The following is a 21,444-nucleotide window of genomic DNA, read 5'->3' as shown; positions in this document are numbered from 1 at the left end:
AATGGCAGTGGATTGTGTGTTTATTAAATTGTTTTACTCTCCTTTTAAGTTATTTACCGGGTTGATCATGGCAGACTTAATCGCGTGATAACTTATCGTGAGTAAGGCAATGGTGACCGCCAAAACCCCGGACATAAGGAATGTATGCCAACCTATTTCAATTTTATATTCGTAGTCTTTTAGCCAATTCTCCATCAGGTAGTAAGCGATTGGAATGGCCAAAACCAATGAAATCAGGATCAAAAAAATGAAGTTTTGGGTTTGCATTCTAAAGATCCCTTGGATGGAAGCTCCCAGGACTTTCCGTATGCTCATTTCTTTGTTCCGCTGCTCTACCATGTAGGCAGACAAGGCAAACAGTCCTAAACAAGCGATCAGTATCGCCAAAAATGAAAAACTCATCATGATGATTTTAATCCGCTGTACATTGCTGTACATCTGAGCAAAGGAATCATCCATGAAGGCATAGCGAAAGGCCAAATTAGGAGCAAAACCAGTCCATTTTTCCTCAATGGATTTTAGTAATCCCGGCATATCTACTGTATTGGTTTTGACGGAAATGATGGTATTACTTTTTCCCAAGAACATCGCTAATGGCTTAACCCGCTCTTTCATATTGTCAAAGCGAAAGTCCTTTACTACTCCGATTATTTCATTTAGCTGCCCGTATCGGGATACTTTCTTACCAACTGGATCACTCAATCCCAGCTCCTTTACCATTTGTTCATTTACAATAGTGGCTTCCTGATCTGAAGCTATACTTGGATCAAAGTTTCTACCTGCTATCAATTCAATTCCAAGTGTCTCAACATAGTCTTCATCTATTTGCCAGACCTGGCCAGAGATACCTTCCTCTATATTTTCTTTTCCTTCATTGTTAAATTGATTCCCATTTCTCTTGGTATTTGCCAATGGTAAATAATCACTGATACTCACAGATTCTATCCCATTAATCCTAGCTAGTTCGTCCTTGAAAATCTCATCTTTGTCTCCAAGCATATTGGTGCCATATAGCTGAATCACCTGTTCCTTGTCAAAACCTATCTTTGAATTGAGAATGTGAGACATCTGCTCGTTAATGATCAGCGTGCCTATAATCAAGATGATCGAAACGGTGAATTGGAACACGACCATACTGCTCTGGAATCCTCCGGATTTACTTCCCAATCTCAATTTCCCTTTCAGGACATGGATAGGAGAAAATGCCGATAGATAAAGGGATGGATAAAATCCCGCAAGACCGCCAACCAATAGTGCAGCAAGAAAAAGTACTGGTATAAAAAAAGGATTTGCCCATGGCATAGCAAGCTCTATCCCGGTCATTTCTTGAAACAGCGGCATGACCGACTGTGCTAAAACGACCCCAAGCACAAAAGCAATGAGGGTCAAGAGCATGGATTCTGCAAGAAACTGAACAACTAAATTTGCTCGGCCTGATCCGACTACTTTACGTAGGCCAACTTCTTTAGCTCGATTGGCTGATCTGGCAGTGGAAAGGTTCACGAAATTAATCGACGCTAAAAGCAGGATAAACAAAGCAACAGTACCAAAAATCCAGATGATTTTAATATCGTTTCTAAACCCTGATTCCTTACCGATGTTTGCAGAATACAAGTGGATATCCGTCATCGGCTGAAGGTATATGTCAGCCTTCTCTTCGAGCCCCTCTGCCAAAGTCATTCCGGCTGCCTGCATAGCCGGTTTGAGATATTTGCCAATAATAGTGGATCCGAGTACCTTGCTAAAAGCTGTCACATCCGTATCAGGACGGACTGTGAGATAGGTGTAATAATTAGACTGAATCCAGCGATCCTGCTCACCTTGACCGAATTCTACTCCTGACAAGGTTAAAAAATAGTTGTAGTCCAAATGAGAATTGGTCGGAAAATTCTGCATGACACCGGTGATTCGGTGGGGATCTTCCCGATTTCCGTTTAAATAGATTACATGTCCGATCGGATTTTGATTTTTGAAGAATTTCTGGGATACGGACTCGGAAATTAGTATGGTTTTGGGCTCTGACAAGGCAGTCTTTGCATCGCCAAATACCATTGGCACACTGAAAATATCCAAGATTGCCTGATCTGCGTAAGCAAATTTTTCTTCATGATGCTGCATCTGCTCATCGTCGATCTGTATTTCGTTGGTTCCTGCTCCATAGAATAGATCGCTGTCCATGATCCTCCCAGCCTTTTCCACTTCATCAAAATCAGACTCCACTGTACGTGCCATATTTGCAGAAAAATGTACGCCGAGCTCAGTGGTGGAACCCAGATTTATCATGTTTACAACACGATAGATGTTAGCTGAATTAGGGACAGATTTATCGTAACTCGTCTCATGAAGGATGTAGATCGAAATAAGAATACATGCTGCGATAGCAATGCTCAAACCAGCAATATTTATAAATGAAAAACCCTTCGCTTTCAAAAGATTTCTCCAGGCAATTTTAAAGTAGTTTTTCAGCATGATTTTGAAATTTTCTAAAGTGATAAGGTTTGAACGATTGCTTCACTCTTTCGTCGCTCGCAATGAACCGAACTTTTATCTCTTGATTCTGGATGCTAACCTCATGAGTAAGGTCTACTTTTATGCCACTTAAAATGGTCTCAAAACACTCAAAAAGGCATATTTAGAATTTCAAAAATCTACAGCTCGAACAATTTTGTTCGCTCTCGGGCAAAGTATAGAATTTTCGAAAACTTCCCGCCTACTCTTTCATGATACTATCGATGGGATTCGCATTTGCAGCGTTGATAGTTTTATAGATGACCGTGACTATACTTACACTAAGAGTAAGAATTGCCGAGGTAATCAATAAGAAGCTGGTATTGTTAATTTTATAGGCAAATCCAGAAAGCCATGAATCCATAGCCAGGTATGCCAAAGGTGCCCCTATCACTATAGAAATTACTACCAAAACAACAAACTCTTTGGACAGCAACTGGGTCAATTCAGTGACGGAAGCGCCCAAAACCTTGCGAACTCCAATTTCTTTTGTCCGCTGATCCAAACTATAGGATACCAGTCCCCAAATCCCCAACAGACTGATCAAAATAGCAAGGCTGGTGAAGGTATAGGCTACCTTTTTTAGGCGTACTTCCTCTGCATATACTTTGGCCATCTCCTCATCTAAAAAGGAGTATTCAAATGGTACTCCTGGATTAATAGCCTGCCAGTTTTCTTCGATTGTGCTTAGCAATTCAGTAGGGCTTTCTGCATTGAAGCTTACCACAGCATTAGAAAGTTGGGTGTTATAAAAAGTGGCTACGGGAAGAATCTCACTTTTCAACGACAGGTAATTGTAATCCTGGATTACACCCACTATCTCCCAAGGCTCACTGACTTCTCCATCCGAGCTCCATTGGTCAAATAGTGTTCCCACTGCTTCTTCTTGGGCGATTCCAAAAGTTTTCAAAAACGTCTCATTCACTACCATCTGATTACTGTCATTTTCAGCAATTGATCTTCCCTCCAGAAGTTCTATTCCCATGGTCTCAAAGAAGTTCTCTCTTGCCATGTTCAATTGGACTACTTTGCCTTCACTTACAGAAGTTCCTTTTTTGAAGATCTTATTGTCGTACCAAATATTTTGGGAAGGATAAAATTCGCAGGCTGAGACTGAGTTCACCTGGGCTAATGCTTCGAATTCAGTTTTAAGCGTTTCATAATTAGCTGAGGCGGAAGCGGTCTTAAGTGGAATCACCAATTTCTGATTCTTAGAGAATCCGGCGTCTTTTTCATTTAGATGAGTTAGCTGTTGGGAAACTACCGAAACAGCATAAATGAGAAGAAAGACCATCGCAAACTGAAAAACTACCAGTCCATTCCTAAGAGAGAAAGAAGATCTAGAAGACTGGCTTTTGACCTTAAAGACTTTGTTCACATTGATCATACCAAGATAAAATGCCGGATATGCTCCCGAGATGATTCCAGTTGTAAACCCAACCAGAGATATCGAAACCAGCATTTTAAAAGATAATATATCTTGAATAATCAGTGAGCTGTCAAATAACTGATTCAAGTACGGGAGTGCTAAAATCAAAATCGGAATAGCAAACAGCACTGCAAGCAAAGAAAAGAAGATAGATTCTGTAACGAATTGAAACATCAGCGATTTGGTAGAAGCCCCATTTACTTTCCTCACTCCAATTTCTTTGGCTCGACGCATACCCTGCGCAGTAGTGAGATTAATGTAATTGATACAAGCCATTAGCTGGATAAAAAAGCCAATAGCAATCAAAATATATAAGTAATTGATATCAGAAATTTTGCCCAGAGGAGGGCTAAAATTGGTGGATTTCAGATTTACATCTTTAATCGGAAACAGACCCAACGTTTTGTCCATATTCCCGGCTTTGAGCTGTTCGGCGCCGTGTCTTTGCAAAAAATCAGGTAGCTTTTTAATTAAGTCATTGGGATTGGCCTCCGGATGGAGTTCCAGGTATGTATGAACAAAATTGTTTCCTGCCCAGCCATTGTTGGTCAATACAAAGTTCCCCAGGCCAGTACTCGACATACTTAGCATGAAGTTGGGGTTTAAGTGGGTACTACCTACCGTTTCATCAAAAATTGCCGTGACTTTGGCAGACAGATCATCATCACCACTGGTAAGCTGGATTTGTTTTCCAAAGGCAGAATTGCCTTTCCCAAAAAGCTTTTCAGCAAGCCCAGATGAAAGCACCAAGCTTCTAGGTTCCTTCAAAGCGGTTTTCAGATTCCCTTCGATCAGGGAAAAGCTGAACAAATCGAAAAATGTAGAATCCACCAAATAGCTATTGGATTCGAAAAAAGACCTGTCCGATCCTTCCGGTTTCATAAGGAACTCTCCACCCATAGTTACTACCCTCGCCTGGCGAATGACTTCTTCAAAATCCTCTACTAAACCTGGCCCTATGGATGGACTGGCTGAAATCAATTCAGAATCCGGAAACTCTCCTCTGTTGTTGATAAAAGTGGTGACTTTGTAGATATTTTCGAAATTGTCAAACTGCTCCTCAAATCCAAATTGTGACTGAACATAAAGAAGTATAGCCAAGCTACAGACAGTACCCGCAGTCAATCCAACCAGATTGATAATCCCAAAGGATTTTAGATTGATGAAATTTCTCCAAGCGATTTTGATATAGTTTTTGAGCATTTTCAGAAGGATTAGGTAAAAAGAAGTTGTTGTAAAGCAGGAAAGTGGTAAAGTTTTAAACTTATACTATTCCACCGGCCCACAGGTAATCATTGCTCTCTTAATTATCTCATGCCTATATTCTTTTTTGGCACTTGGTTCTTAACTCTAGGCTATCCTATCTAGCTACTTTCGTCTTGCTACTTGATATTACTATTACTCGCTCTTCAGCGTTCTTGCCGGATTGGTCAAAGCCGCTTTGATCGACTGAAACCCTACCGTAAATAAAGCAATGAGCATCGTAGCCGTACCTGTGGCGAAAAACACCCACCATTCTATCCCCACACTGTATTGATAATTTTCAAGCCATTGATCCATGACGTACCAAGCCACCGGAACGGACAGGAGAAACGCGATCCCGACAAGCTTTAAGAAATCCTTGGAAAGCAATAAAGAGATACTTCCCACACTTGCCCCCAATACTTTTCGCACGCCGATTTCCTTGATCCGATTTGCAGCCATATAAGTGGAAAGGCCAAATAACCCTAGACAGGAAATCACAATAGTAAGTATGGTGAAAAGTATTGAGAGGCTGGCGGTACGCCTAGTATCATTGAATTTCCTTGCGTATTGCTCATCTACAAAATGATATTCGAAGGGGAAATTTGGATTGAAGTCCTCAAAAACTCCCTGAATTGAAGCGATATTCTCAGCGACAGGCTGGTCTGCTTTGAGGCGTATATGTACCACACCAAACCAGGAAGAAGGCCCAAATACCATTAAAGGATTGACGGGATCATAGGGGGATTCAAAAATAAAATCCTTAATAACACCTACAACAGTGTAGTTGTCATCTCCGTCAGATACGATCTGTCCAAGTGGATTTTCCAATCGCATTTTTCTCACAGCAGTTTCATTTAACAAAATGGCAGTCGAATCACTTGGAAACTGATGGATATCGATATCCCTTCCCTCAACCAACTCAGTTCCCATCACTTTCATGAAATCTGCATCTGTACTGAATCTGATGAAATCAAGTTTCTCATCTTCCGGGGTGCTGCCCTCCCAAGAATAGCCCCAACCGTCGCTGTAACGCTGGGTGATCGGGCTCATAGACTTAGTCATTGCCTGGACAGCCCCACTGTTAAGCAGAGATTGTTTGATGGCGCCATAGTGTTTCTCAATGTCACCTTGCATCATTACATAGATAAGGTTGTCCCTATCATAACCCAGCTCCCTTTTTTGGGCATGGCTGATCTGACGCTGGATGATGATGGTGGAGACTATAAGCACGATGGCAAAGCTGAACTGCAACACTACCAATATTTTGCGTGGATTAACCGCAGATGCGGCAGATCTGAACGTGCCTTTCAAGACATTCACAGGGCTGAATGAGGAAAGAAAGAATGCAGGATAACTTCCTGCCAGAAGCCCTGTGAGCAATATAAAACCAATCAATTGCAACCAGAAAACGTAACTGCCATAGGAAATAAAAAGCTGCTTATCGACCAACGTATTGAAAGATGGCAGAGTCAGCTCAACAATTAGAATTGCTAAAATCCCTGCAATAAAGGCGATCAATGTACTTTCTCCTATAAACTGTGCTATTAGTGATGTTTTTCTTGCGCCTACCACTTTTCTCAAACCCACTTCTTTTGCCCTCTTTTCACTTCGGGCTGTACTGAGATTCATAAAGTTGATACATGCAATGACAAGAATAAACACGGCGATAAATGCAAACATCCGCACCGTCACCACCCGGCCTCCTACAAGCCTGCCATTCTCGCTTTTGCCGTAGAGGTGGATTTGCGAGAGTGGATAGGTAAAAACTTCTGTGGAAGATTCCCCATTTGTATGCTCCTTGGTAATGCTTTCTATTTTTTCATTAAATGACTCCAGAGAGGCATTCTCTGTAAGTAAGACAAAGGTCTCCACGGAATTGTTTCCCCACCATTCGTCATCCCAGCCCAGTTTCTTCATGTATTCCCAGGAGAGAAAAAAATCCGACTGAAAGCGGGTAGTATTGGGGATGTTCTCCAGCACTGCAGTTACTGTAAAAATATCAGTACTGTCGATTTTTACTGTTTGGCCCACAGCGTCTTGCTCACCAAAAAGCTTCCTGGCAAAATCTTCAGTCACCACCATGTTATAGGGATCACCCAAGGCAGTGGAACTATTCCCTTCAAGCACAGGAAAATCAAAAACATCCAAGAACTCAGGATCGACAAAGACCCCTGATTCGTTAGATTTCTTATCTCCTATTGTAAAGAGGAAATTGGCATTATTAATTCTCACCGCCTGCTCTACTTCCGGATAATCCTTTTTAAGGGTGGGACCCAAAATTTTTGGTGATGAGCCCCATACCCAACGTTCCCCACTGAAGGTGTCTCTATTGTACGTTTTGTAAATACGGTCGGACTTAGGATGATTCCTATCCATACTTACTTCATTCTGCACCCATAGAAGAATCAGAATTGCAGAAGCCATTCCTATACTTAATCCACCAATATTTATAAGAGCATATCCTTTGCTTCGGACTATATTCCTCCAGGCGATTTTAAAGTAGTTTTTGAGCATTTTGAGAGGATTGAAATAGTTGAAAATTGAAAGATTGGAAGATTAGGTGCAAAGAAGTGGTAAGATTGTAAAATTGGAAAGTGGTTAAGTTTTAAGGTTATATTGTTCCACGGGTTGGCGGGTAATCATTGCTCTCTTAAATTATCTTGTCTGATATCTATTTTCTCAAATCTTGGTTCAAACATCTTAAATTCTATGTCTTGATACTAGCTACTTAATACTCATCTCATTCACTTTTCAGACTATCCACCGGGTTCATCAATGCCGCTTTTACGCTTCTAAGACAGACTGTACCGAAAGCAATAAGCAGGGTAATGCCCGCCGCCAAGGCATAAATCCACCAGGCTATATCGATATGGTAAGCAAAATTCTCAAGCCACATATCCATAAAGAAATAGCCTGCGGGGAAGGCTATGATCAAGGAAATTCCGACCAGCTTGATAAAGTCCTTGGCGAGCATTGCAACTATTTGATGTACAGTAGAACCCAATACTTTTCGGATACCGATTTCTTTGATCCGCTGCTCAGCAGTAAAAGTCACCAACCCAAACAAACCTAAACATGCTACGAAAATTGTCATCAGGGAAAGCACCGTAAGGAAAGAGCCCATCTTCGCCTCCTGTAGGTAGGTCTCATTATACAATTCATCCAAAAAAGCATAGTGAAAAGCCTCTCCTGTATTAAAGCCATTCCAGGTTTGCTCCATGTCTGAGAGCAAAGGCTGAAGCTCCGATTTTTCTACTTTGAGGATCAGACTATAGTAGGGATTGTAAACCATCATCAGAGGCTTAATAGGTTCTCTAAGGGATCTGGCCACAAAATCCTTCACTACCCCCACAATTTTCACCTCTTCTCTACCACCTTGGTTATCGGTTCTTTTTTCAAAAACCTGTCCTATCGGATCATCCTCGATCCCCAGTTTCTTGGCTGCAGTCTGATTGATAATTATGTTATTCTCTTCCGAACCTAGCCCTAAGGAGAAATTTCTCCCAGCCACCATTTCCATCCCAAGTGTAGGGATATATTCTTCATCAATCCCATATTGGATCATCCGTAAAGTGCTTGACGTGGATTCATCCGTTACCAGATTTTGGCTGTTTGTATCAGTTGGGCCAGAGGGTATAAAGGCGGATTTAGTGACATTTTTAATCCGAGGATCTGATTTCAGTCTATCCCGGAATACATCCAGATGCTCTCCCAAAAGTCCCGCATCCCGCAGGACAATCAATTGCTCTTTATCATAACCCAGGTCTTTATTCTGGATGTAATTCATCTGTTGGGAAACCACCAGAGTACCGATGATCAGTACCACTGAAACCGAGAATTGAAATACTACAAGACTACTTCTCAAACCGCTTCTATTGCTTCTGGAAATTTTCTTCTTCAAGGATTCTATAGGCTGAAATGCGGAAAGAAAGAATGCAGGATACCCGCCTGCCATCAGTGTGACCAGAAGAATGAGGGCAATAAGGGAAAGGAGAACTATAGGTTGGAATAAGAACGCAAGTGAAAGGGATTTGTCAGCAAAATCATTGAAAAACGGAAGTGCTAGTTTGGCCAGCAAAATCCCTAAAACCATAGCAATGCAAACAGCAATAAGTGATTCTGACAAAAACTGAAAGATAAGATCCTGCTTGCCGGATCCCATGACTTTACGAACTCCTATTTCCTTAGCCCGTTGAGAGGCCCCGGCAGTAGAAAGATTCATGAAATTGATACAGGCAACCAGCAACATAAAAACTGCAATAGCACAATAAATCAATACCGTCTGCATATCTCCCCCAGCTTCAAAGTCGCCTTTTCCTGCAAACTGATTAGTCAGATGAATATCCGTAAGCGCCTGAAGTTTTAGATAGACGTGGTTTCCTTTTTCAAAGAACTCATCAAAACCAAGTCCCAAACCTTGCTTCATCTGATCCTCCATATATTTTTTGGTAAGCACAGGAAATTTAGCTTCCACTTGATCAGCATTCGCGCCTCTATCCAGCAGCAAGTAGGTGATGTAATTTCCTGAGAGCCAGCTTTGATTTTTGGAATCCGGATTACCCAGCATAGATGCAAGCATAGCAAAATCGAAATGGGAATTTTCAGGGATGTTTTCGATTATCCCGGTGACAGTATAATCCCCGGACAAATCTATATATTGGCCTGAATAGTGCCCAATCCCTTCCAGTTTGATTGCCTGATTAATGGGGTTTTGCTTTCCAAAAAGAGCGGTAGCTTGTACTTTTGTAAGTACTATCGAGTTAGGCTTAGCAAGTGCGGTGGCAGGGTCTCCGCTAGTAAATGGTAGGTCAAAAACTTCGAAGAAATTAGGATCCACAAAAGCCGTATTGCCTTTTCTGATAACCTTCTCCCCAATCCTGACTTTAGTATTGGAATGTAGATTCAAGACTCTGGTGCTTATTTCTACCTCAGGTATTTCCTCTTTAAAAGTTTCTGCGACAGGAGCCATTACGCTGGCTTCCTTAAGCGCTTGCTCTCCAATCCTAGCATCTAGGGTAACTCTGAAAATCCGCTCTGAATTTGTAAAAAAACGGTCATAGCTAAATTCCTCAATCACATACAGACTAATCACCAAGCATGTAGCTATACCCAATGCCAGTCCCAGAATATTGATGAACGACACCAACCTATTCTTCTTCAGGCTTCTCCAGGCTATTTTCAGGTAGGTTTTGAACATGATTGAAAATTAAAATATTGGTATTAAAAGTTGGAAAGTGGTGAAGTTTTTAATGTTGGAAAGTTAAAAGAGTGGCTTTCAACCTTCCTTATTCCTGACATCGAAGGCTTTCCCTTATACTGGGCTTTAGCAGTCTAGACACTAAACACTTAAGCCTTGTTACTTTATACTCAATACTAATTAAACTCCAGATTGATACTTCCACCGGAGCTCTGCATGGTTACCGGAACCCCTCCTCCATTGATTTTACCCAGAATTCTATCCTTTTTGACTTCTCCGCTGAAATTGGAAAGTTTAGAATTTACCCTTCCTCCACTAAGATCAAGGTCAAGGCCCAAACCATCCGGAACAACCGCGGTAATGCTTCCCCCACTGCTCTTCATGGTAAGTTCTTTCTCCACATTGGAAAGCTCGGCCCGGATAGATCCCCCGCTGGTATTTGCTGAAATGCTACCATTGATATCCGCTAAATTGACGCTGCCTCCAGAAGTATTCACTTTCAGATCACCGGTAAGCTGGTTTACCTTTATCGAACCTCCACTAGTCTGCACATCTACATTTCCTTCGAAGTTTTCAAGTCTAAAAGAGCCCCCGGAACTGTGTGTATTCACGTATCCGCTGCTGTTTACCACTTGGATGCTTCCTCCACTGGTTGCTATCTCCTGCTCTCCGTTTAACCCATCAACTGAAATCGATCCTCCGCTGGATTGAAATTGGGAAGACATTTCGGTAGGTACCTGGATCTTGAATGATAGATTCAATTTATTTCGACTGCTGTTATTTCTCTTTTTCACGATTACAGAAATAGTATTTCCACTCTGGCTGATATCCAGGTTATAGTTGTCCAGTTCCCGTTCTACTTCCGCGTCTTCAATTTCTATTTCCCGTCCATTCAGCTTCACATACATATCGACGATCACTTGATTTCCTCCTGCACCGGTGACAGCAACTGAGGAACCTGAGGTTTCTACTTTGAGATTACCTGAACCCTTGATTGTGAACTCTTTAGTGAGGTAGGGATCTACCTTGAAATCCGCTGAAAAAGCCGCGAACTGTACAGATAACAAAACTATAAGCAGGGATGCTGAGGCTATTTTTGAGAGTTTCATACGTGTGGGAGTAAGATTCACTGTTGATAATGAGTCTCTAATTCCCATTAGCATGCCATTAAAAAAAATGATGAAATCCGGCTGTAAATGGACATTCTTGATTCATTCACAATTTTTCTCGGACAGTTTTGTTCGCTCTCGGGCAAAAGGAAAAAAGTTGTAGGATAGAAGGTTGTAAGGTTACACTGCTTTATAATACTTTATCATTCGCTATTTGTAAGGATTGAAGCCCTAACCTTTAGGGGTTTAATCTCAAAGATTATCCAAGCCCCAGTATATCGTCATTTGCAAATCTTAAAAACTTGGAGATTCCTACTCTCGACAGACAGGATTGCTTGCCGATCTAGTATGCTATTCCAACACCTTCGGTTTCTGAAAACTATACAGTAAATAAAAAAGTGCTGGCAGAATAAACACACTCCCGATCATCAATGCCCAAGCCAGTGAAGAAATGGAGTTCTCGGGTGCAGCTGAATTAAACAGCGAAAGATTTTCTCCAGCTTTTACGATAATAATATCCGGATAGTAATGGTAACCAAAAGCCAGTAATATAGCCGAAACTATAAATCCTCCTAGAAATCGATCCAGCTTCCGATTTCCTTTTCCCAACTTAAACCATAGCAAAATCATGGCCCCAGTTGCAAGAAGCAATACCCCGATGGTAATCCATTCGGTCAGAATTAAATCTACTAAAGGCACATCCTCGATGATAGAAGAAATAAAAACCAATCCCCCTGCCACTACAGCCAAAATCATAAAAAGCTTTGCTTTTTTAATAATAAGGTTTCGAACCTCCACCTTTCTAGCCTCTCCTACCAAGAAAACTGCTGCCAAAAATCCACAAATTGCCACCGTGAACAGTCCAACTGCCAGGCTAAAAAGGTTAAACCAAGGATGGATATATGCCCCGTAAAAAGTCCTGGCCTCAGGATCGATTTCTCCACCCACCGCTGCTCCGAAAGTCAGCCCCAGAAATAATGGGGTAATAAAGCTGGAATAGGTAAAAATGAGATTGTAAACTTTCTGCATTTCATCCTGATAGGCATCATAATGCCTAAAAACAAAGGCAGTTCCCCTGCCGATAATCCCAATCAGCATCAGTGCCAGTGGAATATGCAAATGAACCGAAAGCATAGTGTAGATCCGTGGAAAACCTACAAAAAGGATTACAATGGTAATAATCAGCCACATATGATTGGCCTCCCAGATTGGCCCAATGGTCTTATAAGTAGTGTCCCGAAATCTATCCCGCATACTAGAAGGAGTGAATAGTTCCAGTATTCCGGCCCCGAAGTCAGCCCCGCCCAAGATCACGTACATGACCAGGGATAAACAAAGAAAAATGATGACAACGTACAGCATAAGATCAGGTTAAGAGTCGGCGGATGTACTGTGTTTCAAGGGTGGCTTTTGAGAAACTGCCTTAATCTGCCGCACGAGCAAGAAGCCAACAATTGCAGAAAGGGAAAGATAAATCGCTGTAAAGATGTAGAAGGAATATCGGATACCCGGCATAGGTGTCACCGCATCTTTGGTCAGCATGATCTCATAGATGATCCAAGGCTGCCTTCCCACCTCAGTCACCGTCCATCCAGCTTCCAGGGCTATAAATCCCAAGGGGGTAGCTAAAGCGAAAAGCCATAAAAACCAGGGCTGAGCCTGCCAGCTTTTCTTTTTCCAACTGGAAATGAAATACAGCAAACTCAAGCCAACCAGAATCATTCCCAAGCCTACCATAATCTGAAAGGCAAAGTGCGTGACCGTAACCGGAGGATGATGCTCCTCAGCAAACTGATCCAAGCCTTTCACCTCAGCATCAAAATCCCCATGCGCCAGAAAGCTCAGGGCTCCGGGAATACGAAGGGCATAATTCACCTCCTTGGCTTCCTCATCGGGAATTCCTCCGATGATCAAATCCGCGCTCTGTTCAGTATGGTAATGCGCTTCCATGGCCGCCAATTTCGCAGGCTGCCGAATTGCAATATCTTTTGCAGAAATATCCCCTGAAATAGGCTGAAGGACTGCAGCAATGGCTCCAAAAACTATGGCGATGGTAAATGCTTTCTTGTGAAAGGTCTTATTCTCTCCTTTCATTAATAAATAAGCGTGGATTCCCGCCACAGCAAATCCTGTCGCCGCAAAAGCAGCCAATGTCATGTGTAGCGATTGGGTAAACCATGCATCGTTAAACATGGCCGCGATAGGATCAATATTGAGGAATTCCCCATTCACATAATCAAAACCACTTGGACTGTTCATCCAACCATTTGCCGCCACTACCAAAATCCCTGAGGCCAAGCCGCTGATTCCCACAATTACACCTGTAAACCAGTGAAACCAAGGGTTAAATTTACCCCAGCCATACAGGAAAAATCCCAGCGCAATCGCTTCAATAAAAAATGCCGTTCCTTCCAGGGAAAAAGGCATTCCGAATATAGGGCCGGCATGAAGCATAAACTCTGGCCAAAGCAAACCCAATTCAAAGGAAAGCATGGTACCTGACACGGCACCCGTGGCAAAGAAAATTGCCACGCCCTTGCTCCAGGCTTTAGTGAGATCCTTATAAACAGGATCTTTTGTCTTAAGAAATTTGAAATGTGAGGTCGCCATGAAAAAAGGCATCACCATCCCTATGCAGGCAAAAATAATGTGAAATCCCAGCGAAAGGGCCATTTGGGATCTGGCGGCAAAAAGATCATCCATAGGACTACAAGCAATTGGTTTTTGAAGGAAAAACTTCCATGAAAAACTGTTAAGGTTCTCTAGTCAATGACGCAATTACGACCGGATTAGTTCGTCAAATTGGAAGTTAATTTCATGAAATTTACCTCAAGATTCAGCCTATTCCCTAGTGTCAACTGTCATCTCATTATTCAACTTTGAATACTCGGCATTCATCATTAAAAATAGTAGCCGAGCCCTTTGCGGAATATTTGTGGTTAAAGAAACATGCGTACGTCGGATTCCGCTCTTTCAGAGCTTATGGCGAGTTTTTGTCTTTTCTATTGCCCAGCTCTATCGAGCTGGGCTTTAATAGCTTGGGCTTTCGGCCCTTTAAATCCACTGCAAAAAAGTGAGAATTCAGATGAAAAAAAATACGGATATTTTCTATTTCATCGATGAATTCTGCTTTGAATTTGACAAAATAATCAGGCAGGTTCTTTGTCGACCCTATATCGGATCGCTTCGGCCACAAAGTTGTTCAGGGAGGTCTTGGCCTCCATGGCCAATATAGCAGCCCTTTGATGCAAGGTAGCCGGTATCCTTACATTGAAACTGCCTTTAAACGGCTTCTCAGGAGATTTCCCCGCTTCCTTACAATCAGCCAGATAAGCATCTACGGCCTCTCTAAAATCCTCTTCAAGATATTTTCCGGTCTCTCCTTCGTAGGATATAATCCCCCTGATTCCCAACACTTTCCCATAGAGCAGACTATCCTCAGGACTGTACTCAATGCTGCCCGTATACCCTTTGTATTCCAGATTTTTCATAACTCCAATAGTTCCTTGACCTGTTTCATTTGATATTGTTTCATGATTCCGCTTGGATGAGGTTTGTGAAGCATAACAGGAATCCCTTCATCGTTCTCGAATTTCACCCTCGAACCAGAGGTCTTGCCTTTCTTTACTTCCTTAAAACCAAAGTACCCAAGCAGTTTAACCATCTCGTCATAATGAAAGTCTGATTGCACGCCCAAAAACCTGACGATCAGTTTTTCCTTCTTAGACATAAACTCAAAGTAACTGAATTTAGTTGCATTTTCCAAATTTTTTAAACCTAACTAATCTGGTTTAAGTCTGACGCCTTAAACCTTCGATATGAAGTCTTTGGACTTCTACTAGCATTATAAATGGGCGGTTCTAAGACTGTATAGCCTCCTTGCACAAGTCATGTGGCTTGCGCCAAAGTTATAGATTGCTCATCCATCCCGATGGGATAGGCTTTGATAACTCTGGTTTTCAGGCATCCAATTCCATCATAAAAAGTAATACAGTAGAAGCACCCTTTGCGGAATCTATCTTCTCTATTGCCCAGCTCTGTCGAGCTGGGCTTTAATAGCTAGGGCTTTTAGCACTTTAATTTCACTGCTTAAACCATTAATACTTTCAGAAAAAATCCCTCGAACTTTCGCTTGAGGGATTGAAAAATAGGCTTTTAAGATTCACCGTTTTCTTAAACTACTTGAACCTGAAGTTCTAATATCCCCTATAGTGGGAGAACCAGAGTAAATCACGTCTCCAGATCCTGAAGCGCTTAGCGATACTTTGCCTAGATCACCTACATGCGTATCACCAGAACCTGACTTGCTTACTTCCAAAACACCGATTGCAAGGTTTTCCCCGTGAAAATCACCGGAGCCGGATTGTTTGATTTCAGCCTGATCTATCGCTCCTCCCTTGATCTTAAGGTCAGCAGAACCAGATATAGAAACAGAAAGCTCTTCCGCCTCAAGCATGTCCATCATGATATCGCCTGATCCGGAAAGAGCTGCATAAAACTCTTCTGAGCGCACAGGAGAATTCACCTCCATAGTTCCAGAGCCAGAACATTTTACTCCTTCCAGTTCTTGGTAGGTGACGTAGAACTTCAACTTCACGTTGTTATAATTTCCTTTCACCAATCCCAAACTCAATACATCCCCATCAATCTCGGTCCGGACTTTGTCCATACTCACCCCTCTGGCTTCTATTTTTATTTCATCTTTGTTTCCTTCAGTCAGGATTACCTCCCAGCTACCTCCGGAATGTACTTTGGTAAAATGCCCAGGAGTTCTGGTTTCTGTTTGTTGTGCCTGTACACAGGATGCCATCACCAAAGCAGAGACTGCAAACGCGATAAGTTTTGAATAGGTTTTCATTGTATTGTAATTGAAAGATTGTGAAATTTTAAAACCGGAAAATTTAGTGGTTATAAAGTTAAAAGGTGGTAAAGTGCTAGCTTTAAAAAAGCTATAAATTCTATCCTCCTATTATTAGATGCAGTTATTCATCACAAGGTTGCACTAACATCTAAATTTCGCCTTTTTTTAATACATGGCCCTTGACTCTACTATTTTGCTATTTGATACTGAAATATCACTCACTCTTAATGCTCTTGACTGGGTCTGCCCAGGCCGCTTTTAGTGACTGGGACATCACGGTGAGCGCGGCGATTGCTCCTGCTATCAAACCAGCCCACAGGAACACGGTCCAGCTAATTCCGATCTTATAGGCAAAATCCTCTAGCCAACTGGACATTCCAAACCAGGAAATAGGTATGGCGATCAGAAATCCAATTAAAACCAACTTTATGAAGTCCTTACCCAGCAAAATCAGGATATTCATGGTTTCTGCACCCATCACTTTTCTTATGCCGATTTCGCGTGTCCGCTGCTGGGTAGCGAAGGTAGTCAAACCTAATAAGCCCAATATGGATATAATTACCGCTAATCCAGAGAAAAAGGTGAAGATGACTTTGACGCGTTCTTCAGCTTCATATTGTCTGTTGAATCCTTCATCCACAAAGGTCGGTTCGAAGGGAAAGTCCGGTCTTAAAGCGGCCCATTCCTCTTTTAAGTATGCTAAGGTCTGTTCCTTGTTTTCAGAATCTATCTTCAGGCTAACCTGGTTATTCCTGTCTTGGGAAACCATAAATACGATAGGCACAATCGGTTGGTGTAAGGATTCAAAATGAAAATTCTTCATTACACCTGTCACAAAACCACGTCGCCCGCCATACAGGAATTTTTTACCGATGGCTTCTTCCGGATTTGCCCAACCTATCTCTCTGACCGCAACTTCATTCAAAATAAAGGCCTCTGTAGAATCACTTGCCAGATTATAGTCAAAGTCTCTTCCCGCCACAATCGGAATTCCATAGGTGTCCAGGAAATTATGACTGACTTCGATATCCGCTACCCGCACGTTGAGTTGGCTCATTTCACCATCGACTTCCGCAGTACCTCCTTGGGAATCCAACAGTCTTCCGGATGGTGCCCGGCTGGAAATACTGACAGATTTGATTCCTTGGTGCCTCTCCAACCTATCCTTGAGTATCAAATAATTTTCTTCAATGGAAGGGCTGGAGGGAAGCAGTACAATGTCCTCTTTTTCAAATCCAAGATCCTTGCTTTGCATAAAATCCAATTGCCTTACTACCACAAGTACCGCTACAATCAGCACAACGGATATCGCAAATTGCCCTACTACCAATACAGCTCTGAACTTCTCATGGCCTTTCCCCGCTTTGAAAGCCCCTTTTAGTACTTTGGCAGGAGAAAAACCAGAAAGAAACAAGGCAGGATAGCTTCCGGAGATCAACCCCACAATTGCCACCAGTCCAATTAAGGCTAAAATATACTCAGGGTTTTGCAGGAAGTTGAGACTAAGTTCTTTGCCCGTAAAATTGGAAAAAACAGGTAAAAATAAATACACCAAGACAAGCGCGAAAATCATGGAAATAATCGTCATCATTATCGACTCTCCCATAAACTGCCTGATCAGGCGGCTTTTGTCCGCTCCCATCACTTTGCGCAAGCCGACTTCCATAGACCTCATCGATGATCTGGCAGTGGATAAATTCATAAAGTTGATGCAGGCAATCAGCAGGATAAACAGAGCGACCGCCAGATAAATATACACGTAGTCTATATTACTGTTAGCCTCAATCTCCGAATCCAGGTTGGAATAAAGATGGATATCTTCAAGTGGCCAAAGGGTTAAAGCTGTTGTTTTGGACATCGGGATGCCTGCCTGTGCTTCTCCCATATTACGGTCAATCATTGCCGGCAACTGAGACTCCAAGGCTTTGAAATCATAACCTTCTTTCACTAAGACATAAGTAGAAAAATTATTGGAACCAAAATTCTTCATAAACGGCTCCAACCCACCATAAAACTGAACCACAGGATTCATAGATGCTATAAAATCCGGGTGCATGTGCGAGTTGTCAGGAATATTCTCAAAAACCCCACGAACCTGGAACGTCATAGTCATACCATCCACTTCTGCCAAGAACTCCTTTCCTATGACCTTTGTATCCCCAAAATATTTTCTGGCCATATCCTCAGAGATCAGAACTCCATCTGACTCCATAAGGCTAGTTTTCGGATCTCCTTCCAGCATTCTCCAGGAAAACACATCAAACACTTCTGGATCCGCAAAGAAAAACTCATCTTCCACAAACGAGTTCTCACCGGATTTAATCAGAAGCCCTGCATTAAAAAACCTGACAACCTCTTCTACCTGATCTTCAAAGTCCGCCTTGATCAATGGCCCGAAAGGTGGAGCCAAATGACCTAGATGCAAGCTCACCTCCCCATTGGCATTACTCCAACTTCTGGAAATTCTATATATTCTCTCCGATTTGACGTTGTAAGTGTCGTAGCTCAGTTCATGCTGTACAAAAAGGAATATAAGGATGCTCACGGCCATTCCCACGGCAAGTCCAAACACATTGATAAACATGTAGAGTGGATTTTTCCGTGTATTTCTGATCAATATTTTAAGGTAGTTTCTGAGCATATTGTTTGGATTGAAAGATTAATTAAGGATTGGAAGATGGTAAAACCTCAAGATTGTAAAGTTGATATGGAGCCTTTAGTAAGTTGTGTCAGCCTGAGCTTTTAGACTGCCAAAGGCATGTAAGTCGAAGTCTTTTTCCATTAGTTTGCATAGTTCAAACCTCACGTCCTATTTTTCACCTAAGTGTCTTGGCTCTTACTACTTCTTAATCACCTTGCTTGAGCCAGAGCTTGCTATTTTCTTATTGTCAGGATCGCCTTTGTAATACACATTTCCGGAGCCAGAAGAGCCCACAGTTAATTTTTCGCTTGCTCCAATGGAAGTGTCGCCAGATCCAGATTTGCCTATTTTAACCGAATTAGCCATTACTTCCAATCCGTTGAAATCTCCTGATCCAGACTGGCCGATATCGGCAGTGTCAGCATTCCCGCCTTCTATAAACAAATTTCCGGAGCCACTCATACCCACATGGAGTGAGCCTACATTTATGGTTTTTAATTTCAAATTTCCGCTTCCGGATTGGCCGATATTCAATCTGTCTGAGTTAATAGCTGATTCTACGATCATATCGCCAGATCCACCCGAACCTATATTTTCCAGTTCCCGCACCGTCACATAAGCATCAAAATTGACATTTCTGTAGTTTCCTTTCTCCAGTTTGATTTCCAGCTTACCGTTGTTCACGGCTGTGATCACTTTACTGAGGTCAAAACCATTGGACTCCAGTCTTACCTCATCTTTGGAGCCGATAGTGATGTAAACATTCCAGCTTCCACTGGATTCCACCCCGGTGAAGGCTCCTGGAGTATGGGTTTCGGATTGTGCCTGTGCTGTAGTGCCCAACAGGAAAAGTAGAAGGACAAAGGCGGAGATTTTAGAGAAGTTCATAGCAAATTGGATTCAGTCATATTCTTCCGGTACTTTTTCAGAGATTGTGCCAATGCCAAAAAAAGCCTGCGAGGCTTAATTAACAGTATTTCACATTTTTATCCTGTCCGAAGGAACAGTGTTTTGTTCGCAGGCGAACACCTATCATTTCTGTTGATGGTAGTTCTAGCCAAAAAGATGCGAGCAAATGCAGTATGAAGTGAGCAAGTTTCGGGTTTTATCTTCATGTCATCCGGTGAACCTTTGTATTCATATCAGCGCAAACAGAAATGCAAAAAATCAGACACAACGTAGATTTCATCACAGGCAGCATCAGTTGAACCGGGAATACAGTTGCCGGAAAGAAAATTAAAAATATAACTGCAATAGTATCCATGGACACCTCCTGCCTGCTCAGGACAGTAATAGTAGCTTATGGAGAATTATCAAATACGATACAATGAAAGAAAAAATAGCTTCCTTTAATTGGTTGGAAATAGCTGAGCAAATGCACGAAAAGGGGTTTACCATAGTGCCAAACCTTCTCACAAACGATCAGTGCGATGAACTGATAAGAGGGTACAACACCCATCAATTGTACAGAAAAACAGTAGTGATGGAACGTTACAGATTTGGATTAGGCGAATACAAATACTTCAATTATCCATTGCCCGACCCCATACAAAGTATCAGAGAAAGTGTCTACCCCAAACTTGCATCTATTGCAAACCTTTGGATGAAGGCATTAAAAATAGAAAAGATATTTCCGGATACCCACCAGCAACTTCTGGAGCAGTGCCATTCACATGGCCAAGAAAAAGCAACCGTTTTGATATTGAAATACGGTAAAGGCGGGTACAATACCTTACATCAAGATTTGTATGGGGATATATACTTTCCGATACAAGTTGTCCTGTTTTTAAATCAACCTGATAAGGATTTCAAAGGAGGTGAATTTGTATTGACCCAACAAACTCCCCGGGCACAATCAAAAGCTACCGTATTAAAACCAAAAAAAGGTGATATGCTGATTTTCACAACTAATTTTCGTCCTGTGAAAGGTTCGAAGGGCTATTATCGGGTAAATATGAAACATGGAATCAGTGAGGTTCTTGCAGGTGAAAGACATACGCTGGGAATAATTTTTCACGATGCCTTGAGTTAAATGATACTACATAGTGCTATAAGTGCCCGAGATTTACTAGGTGAATTACCCACCCACGGCCGGAGCCGATGGGTTGGGCTTCGGGGATCATAGACTCGCCCAATGGCAACGCCTCATCCCGTTTTTGTTTTGTGTCCGACTGTATCCCACAACCAGACAATACGTTTATACCTTGTGTTAAGATGTTCTCCTTTGCCGCATTGACATCCCTATCATGAATCTCACCACAAGATCCACAGACCCACGCTCTTATGGAAAGGGTTAAGTCTTGTTTTATCCATCCACAGGTTGAACAGCTTTTGCTTGATGGGAACCATCGGTCGATTTTAACGAATGCCCTATCGTTCCAATTGGACTTATATTCAAGCATACTGTAAAATGCACCCAACGAAACATCGCCCATTGCCTGTGCAAGGCAATGG

Annotated in this window: 14 protein-coding genes; 1 reads left to right on the top strand and 13 read right to left on the bottom strand. The window is 42.1% G+C overall.

Going from position 1 to position 21,444, the window contains the following annotated elements:
* Positions 1 to 33 precede the first annotated feature (33 nt).
* The 12 genes from AS141_RS23205 to AS141_RS23150 form a co-directional block, all read right to left on the bottom strand.
* A complete protein-coding gene (locus AS141_RS23205) occupies positions 34 to 2,469 on the bottom strand; it encodes an ABC transporter permease (protein WP_057940104.1) in 2,436 nt (811 codons plus the stop codon).
* Between the two features lie 241 nt (positions 2,470 to 2,710).
* Positions 2,711 to 5,140, bottom strand: a complete 2,430-nt coding sequence (locus AS141_RS23200) for an ABC transporter permease (protein ID WP_057940103.1) — start codon at positions 5,138 to 5,140, stop codon at positions 2,711 to 2,713.
* Between the two features lie 195 nt (positions 5,141 to 5,335).
* Positions 5,336 to 7,696, bottom strand: coding sequence for an ABC transporter permease (locus AS141_RS23195; protein WP_057940102.1), 2,361 nt, complete (start codon positions 7,694 to 7,696; stop codon positions 5,336 to 5,338).
* Positions 7,697 to 7,922: 226 nt separating this feature from the next.
* Positions 7,923 to 10,379, bottom strand: a complete 2,457-nt coding sequence (locus AS141_RS23190) for an ABC transporter permease (protein WP_057940101.1) — start codon at positions 10,377 to 10,379, stop codon at positions 7,923 to 7,925.
* Positions 10,380 to 10,555: 176 nt separating this feature from the next.
* Entirely contained in the window at positions 10,556 to 11,488 is a 933-nt protein-coding gene (locus AS141_RS23185) for a DUF4097 family beta strand repeat-containing protein (protein ID WP_057940100.1), read from the bottom strand.
* 351 nt (positions 11,489 to 11,839) lie between these two features.
* Positions 11,840 to 12,850, bottom strand: a complete 1,011-nt coding sequence (locus AS141_RS23180; protein ID WP_057940099.1) for a cytochrome d ubiquinol oxidase subunit II — start codon at positions 12,848 to 12,850, stop codon at positions 11,840 to 11,842.
* Between the two features lie 9 nt (positions 12,851 to 12,859).
* Positions 12,860 to 14,191: a cytochrome ubiquinol oxidase subunit I gene (locus tag AS141_RS23175; protein WP_057940098.1), complete on the bottom strand. Its 1,332-nt coding sequence runs from the start codon at positions 14,189 to 14,191 to the stop codon at positions 12,860 to 12,862.
* 446 nt (positions 14,192 to 14,637) lie between these two features.
* Positions 14,638 to 14,979, bottom strand: a complete 342-nt coding sequence (locus tag AS141_RS23170; protein WP_057940097.1) for a type II toxin-antitoxin system HicB family antitoxin — start codon at positions 14,977 to 14,979, stop codon at positions 14,638 to 14,640.
* Positions 14,976 to 15,218 carry a type II toxin-antitoxin system HicA family toxin gene (locus tag AS141_RS23165; RefSeq protein ID WP_057940096.1) on the bottom strand — a complete coding sequence of 81 codons (243 nt, stop codon included), beginning with the start codon at positions 15,216 to 15,218 and terminating at the stop codon, positions 14,976 to 14,978. Before AS141_RS23165 ends, AS141_RS23170 begins: the two co-directional genes overlap by 4 nt.
* A 432-nt stretch (positions 15,219 to 15,650) precedes the next feature.
* Positions 15,651 to 16,346: a head GIN domain-containing protein gene (locus tag AS141_RS23160; RefSeq protein WP_057940095.1), complete on the bottom strand. Its 696-nt coding sequence runs from the start codon at positions 16,344 to 16,346 to the stop codon at positions 15,651 to 15,653.
* Between the two features lie 217 nt (positions 16,347 to 16,563).
* The gene (locus AS141_RS23155; protein ID WP_057940094.1) at positions 16,564 to 18,990 is read right to left on the bottom strand and encodes an ABC transporter permease; all 2,427 of its coding nucleotides are present in this window, start codon (positions 18,988 to 18,990) and stop codon (positions 16,564 to 16,566) included.
* Between the two features lie 198 nt (positions 18,991 to 19,188).
* Positions 19,189 to 19,878, bottom strand: coding sequence for a head GIN domain-containing protein (locus AS141_RS23150; RefSeq protein WP_057940093.1), 690 nt, complete (start codon positions 19,876 to 19,878; stop codon positions 19,189 to 19,191).
* Positions 19,879 to 20,317: 439 nt separating this feature from the next.
* On the opposite strand from AS141_RS23150, the gene AS141_RS23145 reads away from it, so the two are divergent.
* Positions 20,318 to 21,022 carry a 2OG-Fe(II) oxygenase gene (locus AS141_RS23145; protein WP_057940092.1) on the top strand — a complete coding sequence of 235 codons (705 nt, stop codon included), beginning with the start codon at positions 20,318 to 20,320 and terminating at the stop codon, positions 21,020 to 21,022.
* Between the two features lie 16 nt (positions 21,023 to 21,038).
* Here AS141_RS23145 and AS141_RS23140 read toward each other — a convergent pair.
* A partial coding sequence (locus AS141_RS23140) for a zinc ribbon domain-containing protein (protein WP_157243559.1) occupies positions 21,039 to 21,444 on the bottom strand: 406 nt, incomplete at its 5' end.

Source organism: Algoriphagus resistens, assembly GCF_001442615.1.
Classification (GTDB): Bacteria; Bacteroidota; Bacteroidia; order Cytophagales; family Cyclobacteriaceae; genus Algoriphagus; species Algoriphagus resistens.
Note: the sequence above shows the minus strand (reverse complement) of the source record. Positions and strands in the feature narration are given on the sequence as shown.

What these genes read in the sequence shown, in the direction of transcription:
- AS141_RS23205 (WP_057940104.1), bottom strand. Translation starts at nt 2,469, where the DNA reads ATGCTGAAAAACTACTTTAAAATTGCCTGGAGAAATCTTTTGAAAGCG.
- AS141_RS23200 (WP_057940103.1), bottom strand. Translation starts at nt 5,140, where the DNA reads ATGCTCAAAAACTATATCAAAATCGCTTGGAGAAATTTCATCAATCTA.
- AS141_RS23195 (WP_057940102.1), bottom strand. Translation starts at nt 7,696, where the DNA reads ATGCTCAAAAACTACTTTAAAATCGCCTGGAGGAATATAGTCCGAAGC.
- AS141_RS23190 (WP_057940101.1), bottom strand. Translation starts at nt 10,379, where the DNA reads ATGTTCAAAACCTACCTGAAAATAGCCTGGAGAAGCCTGAAGAAGAAT.
- AS141_RS23185 (WP_057940100.1), bottom strand. Translation starts at nt 11,488, where the DNA reads ATGAAACTCTCAAAAATAGCCTCAGCATCCCTGCTTATAGTTTTGTTA.
- AS141_RS23180 (WP_057940099.1), bottom strand. Translation starts at nt 12,850, where the DNA reads ATGCTGTACGTTGTCATCATTTTTCTTTGTTTATCCCTGGTCATGTAC.
- AS141_RS23175 (WP_057940098.1), bottom strand. Translation starts at nt 14,191, where the DNA reads ATGGATGATCTTTTTGCCGCCAGATCCCAAATGGCCCTTTCGCTGGGA.
- AS141_RS23170 (WP_057940097.1), bottom strand. Translation starts at nt 14,979, where the DNA reads ATGAAAAATCTGGAATACAAAGGGTATACGGGCAGCATTGAGTACAGT.
- AS141_RS23165 (WP_057940096.1), bottom strand. Translation starts at nt 15,218, where the DNA reads ATGTCTAAGAAGGAAAAACTGATCGTCAGGTTTTTGGGCGTGCAATCA.
- AS141_RS23160 (WP_057940095.1), bottom strand. Translation starts at nt 16,346, where the DNA reads ATGAAAACCTATTCAAAACTTATCGCGTTTGCAGTCTCTGCTTTGGTG.
- AS141_RS23155 (WP_057940094.1), bottom strand. Translation starts at nt 18,990, where the DNA reads ATGCTCAGAAACTACCTTAAAATATTGATCAGAAATACACGGAAAAAT.
- AS141_RS23150 (WP_057940093.1), bottom strand. Translation starts at nt 19,878, where the DNA reads ATGAACTTCTCTAAAATCTCCGCCTTTGTCCTTCTACTTTTCCTGTTG.
- AS141_RS23145 (WP_057940092.1), top strand. Translation starts at nt 20,318, where the DNA reads ATGAAAGAAAAAATAGCTTCCTTTAATTGGTTGGAAATAGCTGAGCAA.